Source organism: Streptomyces avidinii (assembly GCF_045161815.1).
GTDB lineage: Bacteria > Actinomycetota > Actinomycetes > Streptomycetales > Streptomycetaceae > Streptomyces > Streptomyces avidinii.
This window is the reverse complement of record NZ_CP108863.1, coordinates 3985783-4007048: the sequence shown is the minus strand read 5'-3', so window position 1 is coordinate 4007048 and position 21266 is coordinate 3985783. Positions and strand designations below refer to the sequence as shown.

Below are 21266 nucleotides of genomic sequence, written 5' to 3'. Positions count from 1 at the left end.
GACTAAAGGCACATGAGTACGACAGACAAAGCGAGCCCCGAGACGTCCGACGAGACCTCCGGCGGGACCTCCGACGCGGAGTCCGGCGAGGCGTCCGGCGCGGCGTCGCGCGCGTCCGCCGCGGCGGACTCCACCGACGCCGCCGCCGGCGCCCAGCTCTCCACCGCCCCGCTGGAGGACAGCCCCGGCGGCCCGGCCGTCGGCATCGGAGTGATCGGCTGGGCCCGCTGGTTCTGGCGGCAGCTCACCTCCATGCGGGTGGCGCTGATCCTGCTCTTCCTGCTGTCCCTGGGCGCCATCCCCGGCTCCCTCGTCCCGCAGAACAACGTCGACGCGCTGAAGGTCGCCGGCTGGAAGCGGGACAACCCGTCCTGGGTGTCCGTCGCCGAGAAGCTCCAGCTCTTCGACGTCTACAGCTCGGTGTGGTTCTCCGCGATCTACCTGCTGCTGTTCATCTCCCTCATCGGCTGCATCGTGCCGCGCTCCTGGCAGTTCGTCGGCCAGCTCCGCGGCCGTCCGCCGGGTGCGCCCCGGCGCCTCGACCGGCTCCCCGCCCACACCACCTGGCGCACCGAGAAGACCCCGGACGAGGTCCTCTCGTACGCGCGGACCGTGCTGCGCGCCAGCCGCTTCCGCACCGAGCCGGGCAAGGGCCACGTCGCGGCGGAGAAGGGCTACCTCCGCGAGGCCGGGAACCTGATCTTCCACGTTGCGCTGATCGTGATGCTGGTGGCCTTCGCCTGGGGCCAGTACTTCAAGTCCGAGGGCGGCAAGCTGGTCCTGCGCGGCAGCGGCTTCTCGAACACGCTCACCCAGTACGACGACTTCAAGTCCGGCGGTCTCTTCCACCCGGACGACCTGCCGCCGTTCAGCTTCACGCTGGACCGGTTCGACGCGACGTACGAGATGACCGGCCCGCAGCGGGGCACCCCGCGCGACTTCAAGGCGTACGTCACCTTCTCGGACGGCGCCCACGGGACTCCGCAGAAGCGTGAGATCCAGGTCAACAAGCCCCTTGAGGTCGACGGCTCCAAGGTCTACCTGCTCGGGCACGGCTACGCGCCGATCGTCTCGGTGACCGACCCCACCGGCAAGGTGATCTTCAAGGACGCCGTGCCGGTGCTCCCGCAGGACGCCAACCTCACCTCCACCGGAGCCGTCAAGGTCGCCGACGGCTACAAGGACAAGGACGGCAAGAAGGAGCAGCTCGGCTTCAACGCCGTCTTCGTGCCGACCTTCGCGGGCGAGGGCAAGGGAACGATGTTCTCGCAGTTCCCGGCGCTGCTCATGCCGCGGCTCATGCTCAACGCCTTCCACGGCAGCCTCGGCGTGGACGCGGGTCTGCCGCAGAACGTGTACGTCCTCAACACCTCCAAGATGGAGCCGTTCAAGGACGAGTCGGGCCAGCAGTTCAAGCAGAAGCTGGAGCTCGGCCAGACGATGACCCTGCCGAACGGCGCGGGCACCGTGAAGTTCGAGGGCATCGAGCGCTGGGCCACCTTCTCCGTCACCCAGCAGCCCGGCAGCGGCCTCGCCCTCGCGGGCGCGATCGCCGCCATCGCGGGCCTGGCCGGATCGCTGTTCATCCAGCGCCGCCGGATCTGGGTCCGCGCGGTGACCGGCAAGGACGGCGTGACCGTCGTCGAGATGGCGGGCCTGGGCCGCAGCGAGTCGACCCGGCTCCCGCAGGAGCTGGCGGAGCTCGCCGCCACGCTGCACCAGCAGGCGCCGAGTGCGCCTGCCGCATTGGCCGAAACACGTGTTGAAGAAACCTCTGAAGGAGAGCGCGGATGACGCCGCTCGCAGCCGCAGCCAACGAGAATCTGGCTGAGATCAGCAACTACCTGATCTATTCGTCGATGGCGGTCTACATGCTCGCCTTCTTCGCGCACATCGCCGAGTGGACCTTCGGCAGCCGCAGCAAGGTGGCCCGTACGGCCGCCGCACTGACCGGCGCCAAGGAGACCGGTGCGGCCCGGGCCGCCGCCCCCGCCGTGCAGGTCCGCGGCAAGGCCGGCGCCACCGCCGTCCTCGACCAGCCCAAGGTCACCACCCGCTCAGCCACGGGCGCCCGCGACGTACCGGACGGCCCCGGCGCCGCCGGCGGCACCGTGCAGGGAGACCTGTACGGGCGGATCGCGGTCTCGCTGACCGCGCTCGCCTTCCTCGTCGAGGCGGGCGGGGTCGTGGCCCGCGCGCTGTCGGTGCAGCGCGCCCCCTGGGGCAACATGTACGAGTTCTCGATCACCTTCTCCACGGTGGCCGTCGGCGCGTACCTGGTCCTGCTCGCCCTGAAGAAGAACGTCCGCTGGCTCGGCCTGATCCTGGTCACCACCGTCCTGCTCGACCTGGGCATCGCCGTCACCTGGCTCTACACCGACAGCGACCAGCTGGTCCCGGCCCTGCACTCGTACTGGCTGTGGATCCACGTCTCCACCGCGATCTTCTGCGGCGCCGTCTTCTACATCGGTGCCGCGGGCGCGGTCCTCTACCTCTTCCGCGACTCCTACGAGAGCCAGCTGGAGGCCGGCCGCACACCCGGGAAGTTCCGCACCTCGGTGCTGGAGCGGCTGCCCTCGGCGGCCTCCCTCGACAAGTTCTCGTACCGCATCAACGCGGCCGTCTTCCCGCTGTGGACCTTCACGATCATCGCGGGCGCGATCTGGGCGGGCGACGCCTGGGGCCGCTACTGGGGCTGGGACCCCAAGGAGGTCTGGTCCTTCGTGACCTGGGTGGCGTACGCCTGCTACCTGCACGCCCGTGCCACCGCCGGCTGGAAGGGCCGCAAGGCCGCGTACCTCGCGCTCTTCGCCTTCGCCTGCTGGATCTGGAACTACTACGGCGTGAACATCCTGCTCAGCGGCAAGCACTCCTACGCGGGCGTCTGACCGGCGGGAGTGGGACGCTGGTGGCATGTCCCTCGTGAGTCATGCCACCAGCGAGCGCCTGGACGAGAACCACTGGCTGCTCCGCTTCGAGCTGCACCTGCCGTACGCCTACGAGGCGCTGTGGACCGCCCTGACCACGCCGGACGGCCTGCGCGGCTGGCTGGCGGCGGCGGACGTCCTGGAGCGCAGGCTCGGCGGGGCCGTCACCCTGCGCTGGCTGAACAGCGGGACCGTGGTGAGCGGGCACGTCACCGCCTGGGACGTGGAACGGGTCGCCGAGTACACGGTCGGTGAGCACGGGCGGATCCGCTTCCACCTGGAGCCGGTCGGCACCGATTCGACGGTGATCCGGTTCGTGAACGAGCGGGGCGGGCCGGAGGCCGTACGCCTCGACTGCCTGGCGGGCTGGCACGAGCACTTCGAGCTGCTGGACTCCGCGCTGGCCGGGCGGCCCGCGGACTGGGCCGCCTGGACGGACACCCGCTGGTCGGCGCTGCGCGAGGCCTACGCCTCCCTCGCCCGGGCCTAGGCCCGTCTCCTTCGGATCTTGCCGGGCCCGGCCCAGGCCTTCTGGAACGCCCCCGCGCGGCTCCCTCACCAGACCGGGCGCAGCGGCGGCAGTGGTCCCTCTCCGTGGAAGGTGCGCACGACCCGGCCGAGGCCGCGGCGCAGGGCGGGCAGGTCGGTTTCGGGGCCGAGTTCGGCCTCCAGCTCGTGCAGGATGCGGCCCGCGACGGCGAGGTGGTCCCGGGCCGCCGGGGTGAGGACCACCAGTTTGCGGCGGCCGCCCTCGGGGTGCGGCTCGCGGTGGACGTAGCCCCGCTTCTCCAGGTCGTCGACGATCTGTCCGGCGGCCTGCTTGGTCACCCCGAGCCGCTCGGCGAGCTCGGTGGCGGTGGCGCCGGAGCCCCCGAGGGCCTGGAAGGCCATGCCGTGCACCGGGCGCAGGTCCGGGTATCCGGCCTCGGCGACGCGCCGGGTGAACTCGCCCAGCAGCATTTGGAAGCCCAGGCCGAGCAGGAACAGCAGCTCGACGCCCTCGTTCTCGTCTCTCGTCACGCAAATATGGTGACACGGCAGAGTCAAGCTGCTTTACTCCCATCAAGTAAAGGAGCTTTACTCACCTGCCCCGAGAAGACAGGGAACCGCCTTGCACGTGATCAGCGCTTCGCCCGAGAACGTCACCACCACCCCCAACGCCACCATGACCGGCCTCGCCGCCCCCAGCCGCGGCAGCGTCGAGCTCAGCAGCTGGCACGTCGTCATGCCCGCCGGAAGCGCCGGCCCCGAGCACTGCGTCAGCCGCGAGCAGCTGTGGACCCTGACCGCCGGCTCGCTGGAGGTCACCTGCGAGGGCCGCACCGAGAAGGTCGCCGCAGGGCAGACCCTGGTCCTGCCGCCGGACGTACTGCGCCGGATCCTCGCCCACGAGACCTTCGAGGCCCACGTCGTGATGCGCGCCGACGCAGTGGTGTCGGTCCCCGGGGAGGAGGGCACCCGCGTGTTGCCCTGGGCCCGGTAGGCACGCGCGTAGGGCGCGTCCGGCGCGGAGGCCGTCGACTCCGGGAGCCCGCGTCGTGACCCGGACCCGGCCGGGCTCAGTCCTTGTCGTCCCTGTCCTTCTTCTCCTGCTCGTCGCGCAGCGACTTCAGGAACTCCGGGTTGTCGTCGGGCGCCACCCACTGCGTCCGGCGCGCCCGGCCACCGCCCGATGCCACCCGCTGCCTGCCCGCGAACAGCCACACGACCGGCCCCACGATGGAGAAGAGCAGGATGATGATCACCCAGACCACCTTGGGGAGGTGCTTGACGTCCTCCTCCGGGGTGTTCAGGCAATCGATGAAGGCGTAGATGGTCAGCGCGAGGATCAGCAGGAACGGCAGATAGCGCAGCACGGTGTGGGACCGACTCCCAGTCAGTGACGGGGGGCCCGCGTCGGGCCCCGGTGACGCCCCCAGGGTAGTTGGTGACGGATACTGACCCCTATGGCTTACGACGATCTCCGCTCGCTGCTCCGGGCTCTGGAGCGGGAGGGCGACCTCAAGCGCATCAAGGCCGAAGTCGACCCGTATCTGGAGGTCGGGGAGATCGTCGACAGAGTGAACAAGGCGGGGGGTCCGGCGCTCCTCTTCGAGAACGTCAAGGGCTCGGCGATGCCGCTGGCCATGAACGTCTTCGGTACCGACCGCCGCCTCCTGAAGGCCCTCGGCCTCAAGTCGTACGGCGAGATCAGCGAGAAGATCGGCGGCCTGCTGAAGCCGGAGCTCCCGCAGGGCTTCATCGGGGTCCGCGAGGCCTTCGGCAAGCTCGGCTCGATGGTCCACGTGCCGCCGAAGAAGATCAAGGGCGAGGCCCCCGTCCAGGAGGTCGTCCTCACCGGCGACGACGTGGACCTGGACCGGCTGCCGGCCCTCTTCACCTGGCCCAAGGACGGCGGGTCCTTCTTCAACCTCGGCCTGACCCACACCAAGCACCCCGAGACGGGCGTGCGCAACCTCGGCCTCTACCGGCTCCAGCGCCACGACAAGCGCACCATCGGCATGCACTGGCAGATCCACAAGGACAGCCGCAACCACTACGCCGTCGCCGCGGCGAAGGGCGAGCGGCTGCCGGTCGCGATCGCCTTCGGCTGCCCGCCCGCGGTGACGTACGCGTCCACCGCGCCGCTGCCGGGCGACATCGACGAGTACCTGTTCGCCGGGTTCGTCGCGGGCAAGCGGATCGAGATGGTCGACTGCAAGACGGTCCCGCTCCAGGTCCCGGCCAATGCGGAGGTCGTGATCGAGGGCTGGCTGGAGCCCGGCGAGATGCTCCCCGAGGGCCCGTTCGGCGACCACACCGGCTTCTACACCCCGCAGGAGCCCTTCCCGGCTCTGAAGATCGACTGCGTGACGATGCGCAGGCGCCCGCTCATCCAATCCATCGTCGTCGGCCGGCCGCCGACCGAGGACGGCCCGCTCGGCCGCGCGACGGAGCGTTTCTTCCTGCCGCTGCTCAAGATCATCGTGCCGGACATCGTGGACTACCACCTCCCGGAGTCGGGCGGCTTCCACAACTGCGCGATCGTCTCGATCGACAAGAAGTACCCCAAGCACGCCCAGAAGGTCATGCACGCCATCTGGGGCGCGCACATGATGTCGCTGACCAAGCTGATCATCGTGGTGGACAAGGACTGCGACGTCCACGACCTGCACGAGGTCTCCTGGCGGGCGCTGGGCAACACCGACTACTCCCGCGACCTCACCGTCGTCGAGGGACCGGTGGACCACCTGGACCACGCCTCGTACCAGCAGTTCTGGGGCGGCAAGGCGGGCATCGACGCGACGAAGAAGCTGCCCGAGGAGGGCTACACCCGCGACGGCGGCTGGCCCGACATGGTCGAGTCCGACCCGGCCACCGCGGCCCTGGTGGACCGCCGCTGGAAGGAGTACGGACTGTGAGCCCGATCGTGGTGGGCGGACCCGCCCTGTTCCTCGGCGACGGCACGCCGTGCGTCGCCCTGGTGCGCCCCGAACTCGACGTGAACGACCCGGGGCTGCGCCTCGCGGCCGAGCAGGCCGGGGTCACCCCCGAGGAGTTCGCCGGCGAGTCCGGCGTCTGGCAGGTGATGGCCGACCGTACGGACGGCGAGGGCCGCACCTTCGAGCTGCCCGAGCTGGCCGACGGCGACGCCGCGGTCTTCGCGGACGAGCTGTTGATCGGGCTGTCCGGTACCGGCGACTGCGAGCTGGAGCTCGCCGACGGCGTCCTCGTCCTCACCGTCACCTCCGCGGGCGAGGGCCGCAGCACCCTGGCCGCCCGGGTGGTGCCGCCGGCGGCGGAGGAGGGCGGACCGCTCGACCTGGAGCTCGGCACGCTCCAGGTCGCCGAGCTGCGCGACGAGGTCGCGGCGTTCCGCAGGAGCCTCGCGTGATGACCACCGCCGAGGACGTCGTCGGCCCCGGCCCCGCGCCGGAGGCGAGCGGCAAGGTCAGGGCCTTCCTGAGACTCGTGCTGATCGAGCACTCGGTCTTCGCGCTGCCCTTCGCCTACATCGCGGCGTTCACCGCCATGTTCCGGCTCGACGGGCGCATCCACTGGGGCGTCCTGCTGCTCGTCACCATCTGCATGGTGGGCCTGCGGACCTTCGCGATGGCCGCCAACCGGATCATCGACCGCGAGATCGACGCCAGGAACCCGCGCACGGCCGGTCGTGAGCTGGTGACCGGCGCGGTGTCGGTCCGCGCGGCCTGGACCGGCGCCGGGATCGCGCTCCTCGTCTTCCTCGGTTCGGCGGCGCTGCTGAACCCGCTCTGCCTGGCGCTCGCGCCGGTCGCCGTGATCCCGATGGTGGTCTACCCGTACGGCAAGCGGTTCACGAACTTCCCGCACGCCATCCTGGGCCTGGCCCAGGCGATGGGCCCGGTCGGGGCCTGGCTCGCGGTCACCGGCGAGTGGTCGTGGGACGCGGTGATCCTGGGTCTGGCGGTGGGCGTGTGGATCGGCGGCTTCGACCTGATCTTCGCCTGCCAGGACGTGGCCGCCGACCGCGCGGAGGGCGTCAAGTCCGTCCCGGCCCGCTTCGGCGTCCCGGCCGCCCTCTGGGGCGCGCGCGGCGCGCATGTGGTGACCACGGCCCTGCTGGCCTGGTACGCGCTGGCCACGGACGCGGGCGTGCTGTTCTGGGCCGGCCTGGCGGTCGTCGTCGCCGCCTTCCTCTACGAGCACACGATCGTGAAGCCCCACGACCTGTCCCGCCTGAACCGGGCCTTCTTCACGGTCAACGGCTTCATCGGAATCGCCCTGTTCGTGTGCGCCCTGGCCGATCTGGCCGTGCGGGGTCTGACTCTCTAGTGCTGTGACCGGAAAGGTTTGCCGGGCGTCGCGACCCGGTGGACCTTTCCGGTCTGCGCACTAGCCGCGGTGCGGCCTGCCGTCGAGTGCGTGGACCGTCTCGCGTCCCCTCCTGGGAAGGGCGAAGGCCATGGCCGCGCCCGCCAGGAGGCCGAAGAGGTGGCCCTGCCAGCTGACTCCCGAGTCGTTCGGCAGGATGCCGAGGAGTACGGAACTGCCCCAGAGGGCGGCCATGACCACGCCCACGACGACGCCCAGCGGCCGCCGTTCCACGAAGCCGCGCACCAGCAGGTAGCCGAAGAGGCCGAAGATCAGGCCCGAGGCGCCCGCCGTGATGCTGTTCGACGGGGAGACCAGCCAGACGCCGAGCCCGTCCACCACGACGACGGCGGCGCACACGAGGAGGAAGCGGCGGATGCCGCCGAGGGCCGCGACGAAGCCGAGGGCCAGCAGCGGGACGGTGTTCGCCGCCACGTGGTCGAAGCCGAAGTGGAGGAAGGGCGCGAGGGGTATTCCGGTCAGCCCGTCCGGCTCGCGGGCGATGATCCCGTACCCGTCCAGCGCATGGCCGGTGGCCAGGTCCAGCAGCTCGATCAGCCACAGCAGGGCCACCCAGCCGGCCATCAGCTTCCCCGCAGCCCTGGCCCGGTCGAGCTGTGTCCAGCCCTCTTCCGCCGTCGTACTCATCCTCGTCCCCTCACCGTGTCCCGTCACGGGAACGTGCGGACACCTTACTGAGTGCCCATCGGTGGTGGCCGGATAGTCTCGGAGGTATGACTGAGCGCAAGCGCACCCCGTGGGTGGTCGGGGTTTCCGGGGCGTCCGGGACGCCGTACGCGGCGGCGGTGCTCCGCGGGCTGCTGGCCGCGGGGGAGAGTGTCGACCTGGTGGTGAGCCGCGCCTCGCGCCTCACCCTGCTGGACGAGACCGGGATCGCCTTCCGGGACGCGCACTGGCGCGACGACCTGGGGGAGTGGCTGGGACGCGGAGCCGACGGGAAGCCCGAGACCTTTGCGCGGCCGGAGCTGGACGACGTCCGGTACTGGGGCGCGGGGGACCTGGCGGCCGGCCCGAGTTCGGGCTCGTATCCGGTCAAGGGGATGCTCATCGTCCCCGCGTCCACGGCCTGTGTGGCGGGCGTGGCGCTGGGACTGTCGAAGGACCTGCTCCAGCGCGTGGCGAGCGTGACGCTCAAGGAGCGGCGCCGGCTGGTGGTCGCGGTGCGGGAGACCCCGCTGAACGGGCAGACGCTGCGGCATCTGGTGGCGCTGGACGAGGCGGGCGCGATCGTGCTGCCCGCCTCTCCGGCGTTCTATACGGGTGCGACGCACATCCAGGATCTGGTGGACTTCGTCGCGGGGCGGGTGCTGGACGCGGCAGATGTGCCGCACCGGCTGTACCGCCGCTGGGAGGGGGAGCTGGGAGGCTCCCGTACTGCCCGGGGGGCAGGTGGCGGTGACTAGGCCTTCTTCTTGCGGCCCAGCGGCTTGCGGGCCTTGTCGACGCGGTGGGCCGCGGCGGGCTGGTGGGCACGGGATCGGTTGGCCAGCTCCTGGAGCCCCCGCATGTGGGCGTAGGCCATCTCGATCGTGAACACGGTGAACCACTCCTGAAGATCGTTATTGATCTGCTGAAAGATTTCACAGGGTGTTGACCCTGTGTGCCTTAGATTCTATACCTAGACTTGCAGGATCGCCGAATAATGGAAGGCTCCACGTAAATGGACACGGTGGACAGGCAGCTCATCCAGGCACTCCGGGAAAACGGTCGTGCCTCGTACGCGGAGCTGGGCCGTCTCGTGGGCCTCTCCGGCCCCAGCGTCACCGACCGCATCAACCGTCTGGAGACGGCCGGCGTCATCACCGGCTACCGCGCGACGGTGGACTCGCGTTCCCTCGGCCTCGGCGTCACGGCGCTGATCGGACTCTCGATGTCCGACGCCGCCGACCACGAGGACGTGGCCCGGCGGCTGCGCGACCTCAACGAGATCGAGGACTGCTGGTTCATCGCGGGCGACGACTCCTTCATGCTCAAGGTGCGCGCCAACGACGTGGACGGCCTGGAGAAGATCATCCGCAGGCTCTCCGGAACCAAGGGCGTCTCGCGCACCCGCACCACCATCGTGCTCTCCACGAAGTGGGAGAACCGGGTCGGGGAGCTGCCCGAGGAAGCCTGAGAGTACGGTTGGGCAGGGTTCGCAGGACAGGTAGAGGCATCTAGAGGAGGCGACCGGTACATGGACGCTGGGCTCAAGCGTGAGCTGGAGGAGAAGGTCCGCTCCGGCGAGCGGCTGACCCGTGAGGACGGCATCGCCCTCTACGAGTCGGACGACCTGGCCTGGCTCGGTGGCCTCGCCCACGAGGTGCGCACGCGCAAGAACGGTGACGTCGTCCACTTCAACGTGAACCGGCACCTCAACATGACCAACGTGTGCACCGCCTCGTGCGCGTACTGCTCGTTCCAGCGCAAGCCGGGCGAGAAGGACGCATACACGATGCGCATCGAGGAGGCCGTGCGCCTGGCCAAGGCCATGGAGAACGACAACCTCACCGAGCTGCACATCGTCAACGGCCTGCACCCGAACCTGCCGTGGCGCTACTACCCGCGCTCGCTCTCCGAGCTGAAGAAGGCGCTGCCGAACGTCTCGCTGAAGGCGTTCACGGCGACCGAGATCCACCACTTCGAGACGATCTCGGGGATGTCGGCGTCCGACATCCTCGACGAGCTGATCGAGGCCGGCCTGGAGTCGCTCACGGGCGGCGGCGCGGAGATCTTCGACTGGGAGGTCCGCCAGCACATCGTCGACCACCGCACCCACTGGGAGGACTGGTCGCGCATCCACCGGCTCGCGCACGAGAAGGGTCTCAAGACCCCCTCGACCATGCTCTACGGGCACATCGAGGAGCCGCGCCACCGCGTGGACCACGTGCTGCGGCTGCGCGAGCTCCAGGACGAGACCGGCGGTTTCCAGGTCTTCATCCCGCTGCGCTACCAGCACGACTTCGTGGACATGCAGGACGGCAAGGTGCGCAACAAGCTCCAGGCGCGCACGACGATGGCGACCGGCGCCGAGGCGCTGAAGACCTTCGCCGTCTCGCGACTGCTCTTCGACAACGTGCCGCACGTCAAGGTCTTCTGGGTGATGCACGGCGTCCAGACCGCCCAGCTCGCGCTGCAGCACGGTGCGGACGACATGGACGGCTCGGTCGTCGAGTACAAGATCACGCACGACGCGGACAACTACGGCACCCCGAACAAGCTGGGCCGTGACGACCTGCTGGAGCTGATCCGGGAAGCGGGCTTCCGCCCGGTCGAGCGCAACACGCGCTACGAGATCATCCGTGAGTACCCGGGTCCGGACGCGGACCTGCGCGAGACCCCGCAGGCGATGCGCGTCTGACGCCCCGTCCGACCGCCTCCCGGCGAGTTAACCCCGGCCCATGGGCCGGGGTTTAACTTTTTCTGGACGGGCCGATGATGTAATGGGTAAACTTGCAAAATGACCCTTACTTTCACCCTGGACCCGGTCGTCGACCCCTCCCTGCGTGATGGAATCCTGGCGCTGTGGGCCGACGTCTCCAACGCGGGCGGCGCCGTGGGCTTCGTGCCCCCGGTCACCCCCGACGACATCCGCCCCTCGCTCGACAAGCACCTCGCCGGCGTCGCCGACGGGGGCTGCCGCCTGCTCGTCGGGCGCGACGAGGACGGGGCGGTCGCCGCGACCGCCTTCCTCACCCGCAACACGCACCGGCTGCAGCTCCACTGGCTGTGGGCCTACACGGTGATGGTCCATCCGCGGCATCAGGGCAAGGGGTACGGGCGCGACCTGATGGCCGCCACGGAGGCGGCCGCCCGTTCCGTCGGGAACATCGACGCCATCCGCCTCACCTGCCGCGGGGGTCTCGGCCTGGAGCACTTCTACGCCTCCTGCGGCTACAAGGAGGTCGGCCGCGTCCCCGGCGCCGTCCGGGTGGCCCCGGGCGACGACCGCGACGACATCACCATGCTGCTCCCGCTGTACTGAAGTGCGGCCGGGCCCGCCGCCCACCCCGGAGGGCGGCGGCCGGGTCCCGGCGTGCTTCACTGGACGGGCACCAGCCGCCGCAGACCACGACGAGAGAGAAGGGGTCACCGTGTCCCTCAAGCCGAGCGCAACGATCCGCTACACCGCGATGCGCCTGGGCATCTTCGTCGGATGCCTCGTCGCCGTCGCCGGCCTCGTCCGGCTCGGCTGGGTGCCCGCAGGCCTCGGGGAGGCCAATGTCGCCTGGGTCGTCCTGCTCGCCCTTGTGATCTCCGCCCCGCTCTCCTTCGTCCTCCTGCGCAAGCAGCGCGACGAGATGTCCACGCAGATCTCCGGGCGCGTCGCGGGTGCGAAGGAGCGGCTCGCCGCGAACCGCACCCAGGAGGACCAGGCCGACGACGCGGCGCGCGTGGCCTCATAGGGCCCCAGTCGGCTTCATCACACATCGAACCGCCCCAGCACCGGGTATACCGCCCGTAACGCTGGGGCGGTGGTGTTTTTCCGGGCTGCGCAAGGGGGCCCCGTGCGCCCGTTGTCTCAAAGGGCCCCTTTGAGATTCTCAAAGGGGAAGTGTTAGCGTGTTCAACATGTTGACCACAGTTGCGCACCCCCCGATCGCGAGCGTTCCGCTCGTGACGCGCCTGCACGTCGACCTCTGCCGCCGCGCGTCCGCGGCCTGTTGCTGTTGAGCTGAATCGATACAGCAGCCGTCCCGGCCGGCCTTTCCGGCTGCTGCCGCACCGCTTCACCACCGCAGTACTTCCCCCCTGTCTTCGTGCGCCACCTCCGGAGAGTGTCCGTGTCCGCGACCCCCCAGGCCCCTGCCAAGGCCTCGTTCAAGTTCCCCTTCTGGGCCCAGATCGTCGCCGGTCTGGCCCTCGGTGTCCTCTTCGGCTGGATAGCCCGCAGCCAGGACATCAGCTGGCTCGGCACCACTCTGGAGAAGGTCGGCGACATCTTCATCCAGCTGCTGAAGCTGGCCATCGCCCCGCTCGTCTTCTTCGCGATCCTGGTGTCGATCACCAACCTGCGGAAGGTGAACAACGCCGCGCGGCTCGCCACCCGCACGCTGCTCTGGTTCATGATCACGTCGCTGATCGCGGTGGGCATCGGCATCGGCATCGGCCTGCTGACCGACCCCGGTTCGGGCACCGGCCTCACCGCCGCCGACGGCAAGGACCCCAAGCGGACCGGCTCCTGGATCGACTTCCTGACCGGGATCGTCCCCACGGACATCGTCACGCCCTTCACCGAGCTGAAGGTCCTTCAGATCGTCTTCCTGGCCGTCGTCGCCGGTATCGCCGCCCTCCAGCTCGGCGCCAAGGCCAAGCCGGTCCTGGACCTCGCCGAGTCCGCCCTGGAACTGCTCCAGAAGGCCCTGTGGTGGGTCATCCGCCTCGCCCCGATCGGCACCATCGGCCTCATCGGCACCGCGATCGCCACCTACGGCTGGGACCTGATCGGCAAGTACGCGACCTTCACCGCCGACGTCTACATCGGCTGCGCCCTGGTGATGTTCGGCGTCTACCCGCTGCTCCTCGCGACGGTCGCCAAGGTCAGCCCGATCCAGTTCTTCAAGGGCGCCTGGCCCGCCATCCAGCTGGCCTTCGTCTCCCGCTCCTCGGTCGGCACCATGCCGGTCACCCAGAAGGTCACCGAGCGCCTCGGCGTCCCGAAGGAGTACGCCTCCTTCGCCGTCCCGTTCGGCGCCACCACCAAGATGGACGGCTGCGCCGCGATCTACCCGGCGCTCGCCGCGATCTTCATCGCGCAGATCTTCGACGTGCAGCTGGGCATCAAGGAGTACCTGCTCATCGTCTTCGTCTCGGTCATCGGCTCGGCCGCCACGGCCGGTCTGACGGGCGCCACCGTCATGCTGACGCTGACCCTCTCCACGCTGGGCCTGCCGCTCGCGGGCGTCGGTCTGCTGCTGGCGATCGACCCGATCCTGGACATGATGCGCACCGCCACCAACGTGGCCGGCCAGGCCCTGGTCCCGGTCATCGTCTCGGCCCGTGAGGGGATCCTGGACAAGGAGGCCTACGCCTCCGCCTCGGCCTCCCCGCTGGACGAGCCCGCCCCGGCCGCCGAGTCGGTCGTCGTCGCGGCCTGACCCGCGGCGCACGGCACGCAACGGCCCGCCGCAGCCCCCGCCCCCGTCCGGGCGGGGGCTGCGGCGTTCGCGCGGCCCGCGCCGTCAGTCCTCGAGGCGGTCGATGCTCTCGCGCGGGAGCCTCATCCGAGCGTCGCGCCGCGGATGTACGCGGTCAGCCCGAGGAGCAGGGGCGGGGCGAACCACCACAGGCCCATGGTCCGGCGCACGCTCGGGACGACCGTGATGAGCAGGCCCAGCACGCTCAGGGACACGGAGACGAAGCACATCGCGGCGACGCCCTCGTAGCCCTGGTGGTCCCACTCGGCCTGCGGCCCGGCGAAGAGGGCCCCGGTCACGGCGACGGCGTTCAGCAGGTGGATGATCCCGAGCGGGACGCCCAGGACCCACCGCAGGCACCCCTGGTCCTCGGGCAGGTCGATGCTTTCGCGGGGGTACGTCATCGCATTGCGTCCTTCGCTTGACCGAGGTTTCCGACGAACCGGTCACCGTAGCCCTGGGCCTTGGGGAGGTCCCAGTAGGGTCCCCCGTTGTAGCGGGCGGCGATCTCCCGCATCTGGGCCTCCGTCATCCGATCGGCCGGCACGTCGGCGAGGCCGCTCTCCGCCTTGATCTGAGCCAGGTAGCCGGCGGCTATGAAGGCATTCTGCTTGGGGTCCTGAAGGGCCTCCTCCACCAGGGTCCGCTGGTGGTCGGTGAGGTTCGCCGGGTCGTAGCCGAGCACTTCGGCACCGCGTCGCAGCTGGATGGCGATCGGTCCGTAGGAGGTCTCGTCCAGCTTCCCGCCGAGCCGCCACGGAAGGTTCTCGGGGGTGACCGGGCTCAGGCCCCACGGAGCGGCGGCCTGTTCACGGATCGTGCCGGTCACGTCGTCCAGCAGTCCGGGCTGGTAGCCGCCGATCTCCTGCCAGGCCACGCCCGCGACCAGCTCTTCCGGCAGCCCCGCGTTCCTGGCCGCCGCCCGCAGGATCTCCTTGTTCTGAGAGATCCAGTCCGCGTGCATGCCGTCCGTGACGAGGGGGACCCAGTAGTTGTCGGCGGCGTCCGGCAGCCCCGCGACCCGCATCCGGATGTCGCGGAGCTGCGGGGAGACCGGGGTGTCCGGCCCGACCGGGCCCGCCATGTCCTTCTTCGGCCCGCTGCCCGGCAGATGGGTCAGGGGGTTGGTACGGGCCTCCGCCGCCTCGCGGCGGATGTCGGCCATCGCCGCGTAGATGTCGACCCCGCCCGCACCGCCCTTCGGCCTGAACTCGGGCAGCAGCTCGTACGCCTGCTTCAGCGCGTGGACGCATGAGCTGCGCGCCTCCTGCTCGGCGGCCTTGGCCAGCCGGAAGTTGCCGCCGGCGTCGTCGTGGAGGCGGTCGGCCTCCTCGCGGATGTCGTCCACGTCCATCGTGAGCTCGGCGAGACCGTCGAGGAAACCGGTCGTCGCCCGCATGTCCTCCCACTGGCACATCGGCTCCGCCTCCTGGGCGGTGCGGGTGATCGCGGTGCCCTTCGTGGCGATCAGCGCCGCGAGCTTGCGCTCGGAGCCCTTGCCGTTCGCGTAGTGGGACTTGGCGGTCGTCAGGGCCGCCGCGTACGCGTTCAGGGCGCTCGCGGCCTTGTCGTACCCCTCGGCGATGTGCTGCACGAGCTGCCGGGCCTCGGAGAGGCGCGAGGTGTACGTGTGGCTGTTCTCGCTGTGCCATTCGGTGCCGGTCTCGGCGCGCCGGGCGGGCGTCTCGGCCTGTACGAGCAGATCGCGCAGGCGCTTGAACTCGGCGGCGTTGCGCTCGACCAGTGCCGGATTGCACTCCTCCAGGAACTGGACGTCCTTGCGGTGGCTGATCCCGCTCACTTGGCCTCCGGCTTCACGTACTGCCCCGATTCGAGGAGGCCCGCGAGGAAGGAGCGGGCGGTGCCGTCGTCCACCTGCGCGAAGTCGGTGCCGGCCGTCTTCAGGCGTGTGGCCAGGGCCGCGAGCAGGTTGACCGTGTCCTTGAACTGGTCGTCGGCGAACCGGGCGAAGCGCAGGACCTCCGCCGAGACGTCGGCGTGCGCCCGCGGGGCGCGCGCCATGGTGCTCGCGTCACCGTCGGGCCGGCCCTCGTGGAGGAGCGCGGCGATCTCGATCAGCAGGTTGGCGTTGCCGTTGATGGACGCGGCCCCGGCCACCAGACTCCCGGCCGGACTCCCCGGCACGCCGCCGTCGGCGGGGGCGTGGTTGAGGCGCATCGCGGGCGACGGCTGCTGTGCGAGTACGGCGGCCTTGTGCTGCGCCCATTCCGCGTCGAACGACATGTGTCCCCTGGGTGGTCGATAACCAGACATGACCGGATTCAACTGATCATGTTCATGGGAGACGTGGGAAGAGGACCGTACGGTTCCAAGGGGCGCGGAACCGACAAGAACGGCGGCGGATCCGGCCCGTGTCCGCACCCGCGCCCGACCCCGCCCGCGTCGGTGGGACCGGGCCGTGGGGAGCCGCGCGCCGGGGTGCTCGGACGCATAGAGACCCAAAGAACCGGGGGAAAATACCAACCCACCCCACCCAACCGGCACGCGTCGCTCGGTCGGGTGAATCGTGCCAACTGGGCTGGATTTCCTATGGGTTGCTTGGCATATGCTCGCCCCGACAACCTCAGACATGAGACGGCCCCCGGCGGGACTGCGAATCCCGGCCGAGGGCCTGACCAACCAGGAAGTAGCACCTTCCTTATGGCTACCAAGTAGGAAGCATTCCCCTTCCCCATGGCTTTTGAGCACCCTACCGCGCCCGTCTGCGCCTCGCCCCGAGTTCGCTCCGGGACCCCCCGAACCGGTGTCATCCACGTCAACGTGCGGCTCGCCCGTCACTACACCGTGGTCGCCAACCAGCTAGCCCAGCACGGCCAGTTGTCGGCGACGGCGATCGGCGTCGCGGTGCACATCCAGTCGCTGCCCGAAGGGGCTCCGGTGAGCGTCAAGGCGCTCGCCGCGCGGTTTCCGGAGGGCGAGATCCGGATCGCCACCGCCCTGCGGGAGTTGGAGAAGCACGGCTTCCTGGAGCGGCGGCGCGAGCGGCTGGCGACCGGCCGGGTGGTGACCCGGACGTACTCGTACAACGTGCCGGGAGCCACCCCGGGCGGGCCGCCGGAGCCGCCGGCTCGGCCGAGGCCGCCCGAGCCGCCGGACCGGGCACCCGTACCGGAGCCGGTTGCGGTGCCGGTGCCGCAGGCCCAGGAGGTCGCCGCGCCCGCGCCGGTTCCCGTACCGGAGCCGGAGCCGGTGCCGGAAGCCGGGCCCGCGCCCGGAATCCCTGCCCTGCCCGAGGATCAGCACCTGCACCCCGGTGCGGTCGACCTGCTCGCCGGCCTGCGCCGGCGCGACCCGCGTCTGCTGCTCGGCGAGCGCGACGTACGGCGGCTCGCGCCGGGCGTATCGGCCTGGCTGGAGCGCGGGGTCGCCCCGGAGATGGTCGCGCGGGCCCTGTCCGCCGGTCTCCCCGAGCCGATGCGGCGCCCCGCGTCCGTCCTCGCGTACCGGCTCGCGGAGTTGATCCCGCCGCACCTGCCCCCGACCCCGCCGGGCCCGGAGGTCCGGGACATGAGGCCACCGGACCCGCTCCAGAACTGCGGCGGCTGCGATCGCGCCTTCCGCGCCCCGAAACCGGGCCGCTGCCGCGACTGCCCTCCCGCCGAGGGCGAAACCGCGGCGGCCTGACGTCCGCCGCGTGCCGTGGCTCAGGAACCGGTGACGCGGATCGAGCCGGTGGTGGGGCCGTTGGGGTCACCCACGAAGCAGCTGATCTCGCGGTCGCCGCGGATCCAGGTGCTGGCCTGGGGGTAGTAGTAGTAGATCTCCAGATTCCCCGGGGGATTTACCTCGGCGCCCACGTACGCGGTGAACGCCGGTCCGCCGCACTTCTCCTCGGCGATGGCGACGATCTTCTCCGTGCCCGGGTACGCGCCGTCGTCCAGCTTGATGACGGCGTACGTCTCGCCCTTGTGCGGCTGGTCGCAGGGCACGATGCGCACCGAGAGGGCGGCCTGGCCGCCGTCCTTGTCGTGGTATTCCTTCAGGTCGTCGGTGGTGTTGAAGCAGTCCCCCTCGCGGACGTCGTTCACGCCGCCCGAGACCGGTTCGGTGACCTCGCCGCTGCTGTCGCGCTTGGGCGGGGTGTCGTCGAGCGCTCCGGAGAGGCCGAGGACCACGAAGATCCCGTAGAAGGCGATGGTCACGCCGTGGATGACGATCGCCGCGACGGCGAGCCCCTTGCCCTTCTCGCCGCGCGTGCGGATCTGGGAGAGGGCGATGATGCCGAGGATCAGCGGGACCAGGGGCAGCGCGCAGGCGAGCGACATCACGAACGCCACGATGGCCAGCGCGTTGGTCTTCTGCGGCTGCGGTGCGTACCAGCCCTGCGGGCCGCCGGCGTACGGCCCGGGCTGGCCCGGCTGCCCCGGCTGGCCCGGGTATCCGTACCCTCCCGGCTGCGAGTACGGGCCGGGGGAGGACGGTGGCTGCGGCGGTATGGACATGCTGGTGGAGCTCCTTGCTCAGAGGGTGGGACACGGCAACAGCCGGGCGGCACGCGGCCGCTCCGTGTCCGGCGTGGTCCCGGACGCCTTCCGAGGGCGGCGGTTGCCCTGCCCCGACGCATGCCTGCCGATGGTGTCGTGCGGCCCCACGCTACCTGGCGGGTCCGACACCCTTCAGGGGGTCCGGGCGGCGGCTGCCGCAGTGGCTCGGCGCTGACCGGTGCGGGTCCCGTACGCACGGTGTGAAGGCCGCGCCCGGGCCGAACGCACCGCCGTGGCCGACCCGACGGGCGTTCGGCTCCACGGTGGCTTCGGCGCACACCGGCAGGGGCGGCCGCCAACGCCGGGCGCCAGTCGGTGGGGTGGGCCGTCGGCAGCCGGCCGAGCGGCCCGCCGAAGCGGCGGGCGACGGGGATTTCCCCGACCACGTGCGGGCCGTCCTCGGGTCCGGGGGTGTGGGGCGGTGGCGTGGAGCGTCCGTGAAGAACGGGTCCGGGGGCTGGTCGGGGCGGGTTACGGCTCCGTAGATTACCGGCGGTAACGCTCGTGCCGAGCCGAGGAGAGTACGCCGTGGAAGCCGAGCTGAGGCCGGTGGGTCCCGTGGGACCGGTAGGACCAGTACGACTGGTGGAACCCGTCAAGACCGTGATCGCCGGGGTGGTCCGGGAGGTACGGGTGCCCGCGCTCGTGGGACCGCCGGACCGGGGGTCCCTCGGGGACCTGCCGTTCCAGAACGCCTGGGAGGCCCCCGGGGAGGCGGTGCTCGCCCGCAAGGACCGCGAGGGCGTCTGGCACGACGTCTCGGCCGCGGAGTTCGCGGCCCAGGTGCTCGCCGTGGCCAAGGGCCTGATCGCCGAAGGGCTCCGCGAGGGCGACCGGCTCGCCATCATGGCCCGGACCACCTACGAGTGGACCCTGCTCGACTTCGCCGGCTGGGCCGCCGGGCTGGTCACCGTACCGATCTACCCGACCTCCTCCGCCCTCCAGGCGCGCTGGATCATCCAGGACTCCGGGGCCGTGGCCTGCGCCGTCGAGGACACCGCGCAGGCCCGGCTGATCAGCTCCGAGCGCGGCAACCTGCCCTGGCTGACGCACCTGTGGGAGCTCGACACCGGCGCGGTGGCCCGGCTGGTCAAGGCCGGGGAACGCATCCCGGACGCGGTGGTGCACAACCGGCGGGTCGCCCGTACACCGGACTCCGTCGCCACCCTCATCTACACCTCCGGCACCACCGGGCAGCCCAAGGGATGCGTGATCACCCACGGCAACTTCTACGCCCAGGTGGACAACGCGGTGGAGCTGCTGCACCCCGTCTTCAGGTCCGTCAGCAAGGACCCGGCCTCCACCCTGCTGTTCCTGCCGCTCAGCCACGTCTTCGGGCGGATGGTGGCCGTCGGCTGCATGCGGGCCCGCGTCAAGCTGGGGCACGCGCCCAGCATCAGTACCGAGGACCTCCTCGCCGACCTCGCCGGCTTCCGGCCCACCTTCCTGCTGGCCATCCCGTACGTACTGGAGAAGGTCTACAACACCGCCCGCGCCACCGCGGAGAAGATGGGCCGGGCGTCCTCCTTCGACCGGGCCGCCCGCATCGCGCAGCGCTTCGGCGAGGTCGCCGAGGGCAAGGCCCCCGGCCTCGGGCTGCGCCTCGCCCGGTCCGTGTACGACCCGCTCGTCTACCGGCGGATCCGGGCCGCGCTCGGCGGCCGCGTCCGCTACGTCCTGAGCGGCGGATCGCCGCTGGGCCGGCGGCTCGCCGCCTTCTACACCGGCGCGGGCGTCGAGGTCTTCGAGGGCTACGGGCTGACGGAGACCACCGGCGCGAGCACCGTGACCCCGCCGCAGCGCCCCCGCCTCGGCACCGTCGGCTGGCCGCTGCCGGGCACGGCGGTACGGATCGCGGACGACGGGGAGGTGCTGCTGGGCGGCCGCCACGTCTTCGCCGGCTACTGGAACGCGGCGCAGGCGGCCCCGTACGGGAGCTGGCTGGCCACCGGCGACATCGGCGAGCTCGACGCCGACGGGTACCTGACCATCACCGGCCGCAAGAAAGACCTGATCATCACCTCGGGCGGCAAGAACGTGGCCCCCGCACCGCTGGAGGACTGGCTGCGGGCCCATCCGCCGGTCGGCCAGTGCATGGTCGTCGGCGACAACCGGCCGTACATCACGGCACTGATCACCCTGGAACCGGACGGTCTCCAGCACTGGCGCCAGATGCACAAGAAGCAGAACGTGCCGATCCGCGAGCTGGTGCAGGACGAGGAACTGCGGGCCGACCTCCAGCGGGCGGTGGACGAGGCGAACCGGCTGGTCTCGCGTGCCGAGTCGATCCGCCGCTTCGCCGTCCTGCCGGTCGGCTTCACCGAGGCCCGCGGCCACCTGACCCCGTCACTGAAGCTCCGGCGCGGCGCGATCACCCGGGACTACGCCGACCGCATCCAGGAGCTGTACCGGGGCCCACGGGAGCCCTGACGGCCCGGGCCCGCGACGGCCGCGCGCAAGCGCCCGGCCCGGTCTATCGTGGGCAGATGGGTCCGGGGGGCCGCCCGAGGAGGGTGCCCGTGCACCGTTCCGGTTCCCGTGTCCGCGGCCGTGTCCGCCCTCGCTTCCGTACGGTCGTCGCCACCTGCGCCCTGGTGCTGGCCTCGCTGGGTGCGGCCCCGGCCCCCGCCCGGGCTCCGGCCCCGGCCCCGGCCCCGGCCCCGGCCCCCGCCCCGGCTCCTGCTCCCGTGCCCACCGGCGGCCACCGTGACCCCCTGGCACCGTTCCACGCGCAGCGCATCCGCTGGGGCGACTGCCCCACCGGCTACGAGAGCTCGCCCTGCGTACGGGCGTACGCCGACGAGTTCCTCCTCCACGGGCGGCTGTCGTCCGGGACCCGGTCCTGCCCCGCCGGGGAGTGAACC

At 70.9% G+C, this 21266-nt stretch carries 24 protein-coding genes; 16 read left to right on the top strand and 8 right to left on the bottom strand.

What is annotated here, in order from left to right; all coding sequences use genetic code 11:
• Positions 1-12: 12 nt before the first annotated feature.
• Genes OG373_RS17655 through OG373_RS17645 form a run of 3 tightly spaced genes read left to right on the top strand, consistent with a single transcriptional unit; the run spans position 13 to position 3417 of the window.
• Positions 13-1794: a cytochrome c biogenesis protein ResB gene (locus OG373_RS17655; RefSeq protein ID WP_405439174.1), complete on the top strand. Its 1782-nt coding sequence runs from the start codon at positions 13-15 to the stop codon at positions 1792-1794.
• Entirely contained in the window at positions 1791-2888 is a 1098-nt protein-coding gene (gene ccsB, locus OG373_RS17650) for a c-type cytochrome biogenesis protein CcsB (protein ID WP_397734921.1), read from the top strand. The genes OG373_RS17655 and ccsB overlap by 4 nt, the downstream gene beginning before the upstream one ends.
• A gap of 25 nt (positions 2889-2913) precedes the next feature.
• Complete coding sequence (locus OG373_RS17645) at positions 2914-3417, top strand: SRPBCC domain-containing protein (RefSeq protein WP_405439173.1); 504 nt, start codon at positions 2914-2916, stop codon at positions 3415-3417.
• A 65-nt stretch (positions 3418-3482) separates the two neighbouring features.
• Here the strand turns inward: OG373_RS17645 and OG373_RS17640 are convergent, their stop codons facing one another.
• Positions 3483-3947, bottom strand: coding sequence for a MarR family winged helix-turn-helix transcriptional regulator (locus OG373_RS17640; RefSeq protein WP_405439172.1), 465 nt, complete (start codon positions 3945-3947; stop codon positions 3483-3485).
• A gap of 97 nt (positions 3948-4044) precedes the next feature.
• On the opposite strand from OG373_RS17640, the gene OG373_RS17635 reads away from it, so the two are divergent.
• Positions 4045-4410 (top strand): cupin domain-containing protein, encoded by a 366-nt coding sequence (locus tag OG373_RS17635; RefSeq protein WP_397734915.1) that lies wholly within the window; start codon positions 4045-4047, stop codon positions 4408-4410.
• A gap of 76 nt (positions 4411-4486) precedes the next feature.
• Here OG373_RS17635 and OG373_RS17630 read toward each other — a convergent pair whose 3' ends face one another.
• Positions 4487-4783 (bottom strand): PLD nuclease N-terminal domain-containing protein, encoded by a 297-nt coding sequence (locus OG373_RS17630; RefSeq protein ID WP_397734914.1) that lies wholly within the window; start codon positions 4781-4783, stop codon positions 4487-4489.
• Positions 4784-4873: 90 nt separating this feature from the next.
• Between OG373_RS17630 and OG373_RS17625 the strand changes: the two genes are divergently transcribed.
• The 3 genes from OG373_RS17625 to mqnP are packed head-to-tail and all read left to right on the top strand — an operon-like array spanning position 4874 to position 7721.
• A complete protein-coding gene (locus OG373_RS17625; RefSeq protein WP_030388091.1) occupies positions 4874-6328 on the top strand; it encodes a menaquinone biosynthesis decarboxylase in 1455 nt (484 codons plus the stop codon).
• A complete protein-coding gene (locus OG373_RS17620) occupies positions 6325-6801 on the top strand; it encodes a hypothetical protein (RefSeq protein ID WP_405439171.1) in 477 nt (158 codons plus the stop codon). Before OG373_RS17625 ends, OG373_RS17620 begins: the two co-directional genes overlap by 4 nt.
• Positions 6801-7721: a menaquinone biosynthesis prenyltransferase MqnP gene (mqnP, locus tag OG373_RS17615; protein ID WP_397734910.1), complete on the top strand. Its 921-nt coding sequence runs from the start codon at positions 6801-6803 to the stop codon at positions 7719-7721. The genes OG373_RS17620 and mqnP overlap by 1 nt, the downstream gene beginning before the upstream one ends.
• Before the next feature lie 60 nt (positions 7722-7781).
• Here mqnP and OG373_RS17610 read toward each other — a convergent pair whose 3' ends face one another.
• A complete protein-coding gene (locus tag OG373_RS17610; RefSeq protein ID WP_405439170.1) occupies positions 7782-8408 on the bottom strand; it encodes a rhomboid family intramembrane serine protease in 627 nt (208 codons plus the stop codon).
• 86 nt (positions 8409-8494) lie between these two features.
• Here OG373_RS17610 and OG373_RS17605 point away from each other — a divergent pair, with 86 nt between their 5' ends.
• Positions 8495-9184, top strand: a complete 690-nt coding sequence (locus tag OG373_RS17605; protein ID WP_397734906.1) for a UbiX family flavin prenyltransferase — start codon at positions 8495-8497, stop codon at positions 9182-9184.
• On the opposite strand, the gene OG373_RS17600 is transcribed toward OG373_RS17605, so the two are convergent.
• Complete coding sequence (locus OG373_RS17600) at positions 9181-9318, bottom strand: hypothetical protein (protein ID WP_184791875.1); 138 nt, start codon at positions 9316-9318, stop codon at positions 9181-9183. The two genes, OG373_RS17605 and OG373_RS17600, sit on opposite strands and share 4 nt — an antisense overlap.
• A 123-nt stretch (positions 9319-9441) precedes the next feature.
• On the opposite strand from OG373_RS17600, the gene OG373_RS17595 reads away from it, so the two are divergent.
• The 5 genes from OG373_RS17595 to OG373_RS17575 all read left to right on the top strand — a co-directional run bounded on the left by OG373_RS17595 (position 9442) and on the right by OG373_RS17575 (position 13858).
• The gene (locus tag OG373_RS17595; protein ID WP_030710106.1) at positions 9442-9897 is read left to right on the top strand and encodes an Lrp/AsnC family transcriptional regulator; all 456 of its coding nucleotides are present in this window, start codon (positions 9442-9444) and stop codon (positions 9895-9897) included.
• 60 nt (positions 9898-9957) lie between these two features.
• The gene (gene mqnE / locus OG373_RS17590; protein WP_033224140.1) at positions 9958-11121 is read left to right on the top strand and encodes an aminofutalosine synthase MqnE; all 1164 of its coding nucleotides are present in this window, start codon (positions 9958-9960) and stop codon (positions 11119-11121) included.
• A gap of 99 nt (positions 11122-11220) precedes the next feature.
• Positions 11221-11745 carry a GNAT family N-acetyltransferase gene (locus OG373_RS17585; RefSeq protein ID WP_405439169.1) on the top strand — a complete coding sequence of 175 codons (525 nt, stop codon included), beginning with the start codon at positions 11221-11223 and terminating at the stop codon, positions 11743-11745.
• A 109-nt stretch (positions 11746-11854) separates the two neighbouring features.
• Positions 11855-12166, top strand: coding sequence for a DUF4229 domain-containing protein (locus OG373_RS17580; protein WP_405439168.1), 312 nt, complete (start codon positions 11855-11857; stop codon positions 12164-12166).
• A 372-nt stretch (positions 12167-12538) separates the two neighbouring features.
• Positions 12539-13858 (top strand): dicarboxylate/amino acid:cation symporter, encoded by a 1320-nt coding sequence (locus tag OG373_RS17575; protein WP_397734901.1) that lies wholly within the window; start codon positions 12539-12541, stop codon positions 13856-13858.
• Positions 13859-13980: 122 nt separating this feature from the next.
• Here OG373_RS17575 and OG373_RS17570 read toward each other — a convergent pair whose 3' ends face one another.
• Genes OG373_RS17570 through OG373_RS17560 form a run of 3 tightly spaced genes read right to left on the bottom strand, consistent with a single transcriptional unit; the run spans position 13981 to position 16141 of the window.
• The gene (locus OG373_RS17570; protein WP_405439167.1) at positions 13981-14301 is read right to left on the bottom strand and encodes a hypothetical protein; all 321 of its coding nucleotides are present in this window, start codon (positions 14299-14301) and stop codon (positions 13981-13983) included.
• Positions 14298-15698 (bottom strand): hypothetical protein, encoded by a 1401-nt coding sequence (locus OG373_RS17565; protein ID WP_405439166.1) that lies wholly within the window; start codon positions 15696-15698, stop codon positions 14298-14300. The genes OG373_RS17570 and OG373_RS17565 overlap by 4 nt, the downstream gene beginning before the upstream one ends.
• Complete coding sequence (locus OG373_RS17560; protein ID WP_405439165.1) at positions 15695-16141, bottom strand: hypothetical protein; 447 nt, start codon at positions 16139-16141, stop codon at positions 15695-15697. Before OG373_RS17560 ends, OG373_RS17565 begins: the two co-directional genes overlap by 4 nt.
• A 537-nt stretch (positions 16142-16678) precedes the next feature.
• Here OG373_RS17560 and OG373_RS17555 point away from each other — a divergent pair.
• Complete coding sequence (locus OG373_RS17555; protein ID WP_405439164.1) at positions 16679-17542, top strand: helix-turn-helix domain-containing protein; 864 nt, start codon at positions 16679-16681, stop codon at positions 17540-17542.
• 20 nt (positions 17543-17562) lie between these two features.
• Here OG373_RS17555 and OG373_RS17550 read toward each other — a convergent pair whose 3' ends face one another.
• Positions 17563-18360 carry a DUF4190 domain-containing protein gene (locus OG373_RS17550; RefSeq protein ID WP_405439163.1) on the bottom strand — a complete coding sequence of 266 codons (798 nt, stop codon included), beginning with the start codon at positions 18358-18360 and terminating at the stop codon, positions 17563-17565.
• A 582-nt stretch (positions 18361-18942) separates the two neighbouring features.
• Here OG373_RS17550 and OG373_RS17545 point away from each other — a divergent pair.
• On the top strand, positions 18943-20832 hold the full coding sequence (locus OG373_RS17545) for an AMP-dependent synthetase/ligase (RefSeq protein WP_405444096.1): 1890 nt from the start codon (positions 18943-18945) through the stop codon (positions 20830-20832).
• Between the two features lie 89 nt (positions 20833-20921).
• Positions 20922-21263, top strand: coding sequence for a hypothetical protein (locus OG373_RS17540; protein WP_405439162.1), 342 nt, complete (start codon positions 20922-20924; stop codon positions 21261-21263).
• Positions 21264-21266 lie beyond the last annotated feature (3 nt).

Coding starts and splice junctions, on each gene's coding strand:
- OG373_RS17645 (WP_405439173.1), top strand. CDS start 2,914: ATGTCCCTCGTGAGTCATGCCACCAGCGAGCGCCTGGACGAGAACCAC.
- OG373_RS17560 (WP_405439165.1), bottom strand. CDS start 16,141: ATGTCGTTCGACGCGGAATGGGCGCAGCACAAGGCCGCCGTACTCGCA.
- mqnE (WP_033224140.1), top strand. CDS start 9,958: ATGGACGCTGGGCTCAAGCGTGAGCTGGAGGAGAAGGTCCGCTCCGGC.
- OG373_RS17625 (WP_030388091.1), top strand. CDS start 4,874: ATGGCTTACGACGATCTCCGCTCGCTGCTCCGGGCTCTGGAGCGGGAG.
- OG373_RS17655 (WP_405439174.1), top strand. CDS start 13: ATGAGTACGACAGACAAAGCGAGCCCCGAGACGTCCGACGAGACCTCC.
- ccsB (WP_397734921.1), top strand. CDS start 1,791: ATGACGCCGCTCGCAGCCGCAGCCAACGAGAATCTGGCTGAGATCAGC.
- OG373_RS17610 (WP_405439170.1), bottom strand. CDS start 8,408: ATGAGTACGACGGCGGAAGAGGGCTGGACACAGCTCGACCGGGCCAGG.
- OG373_RS17595 (WP_030710106.1), top strand. CDS start 9,442: ATGGACACGGTGGACAGGCAGCTCATCCAGGCACTCCGGGAAAACGGT.
- OG373_RS17585 (WP_405439169.1), top strand. CDS start 11,221: ATGACCCTTACTTTCACCCTGGACCCGGTCGTCGACCCCTCCCTGCGT.
- OG373_RS17605 (WP_397734906.1), top strand. CDS start 8,495: ATGACTGAGCGCAAGCGCACCCCGTGGGTGGTCGGGGTTTCCGGGGCG.
- mqnP (WP_397734910.1), top strand. CDS start 6,801: ATGACCACCGCCGAGGACGTCGTCGGCCCCGGCCCCGCGCCGGAGGCG.
- OG373_RS17570 (WP_405439167.1), bottom strand. CDS start 14,301: ATGACGTACCCCCGCGAAAGCATCGACCTGCCCGAGGACCAGGGGTGC.
- OG373_RS17550 (WP_405439163.1), bottom strand. CDS start 18,360: ATGTCCATACCGCCGCAGCCACCGTCCTCCCCCGGCCCGTACTCGCAG.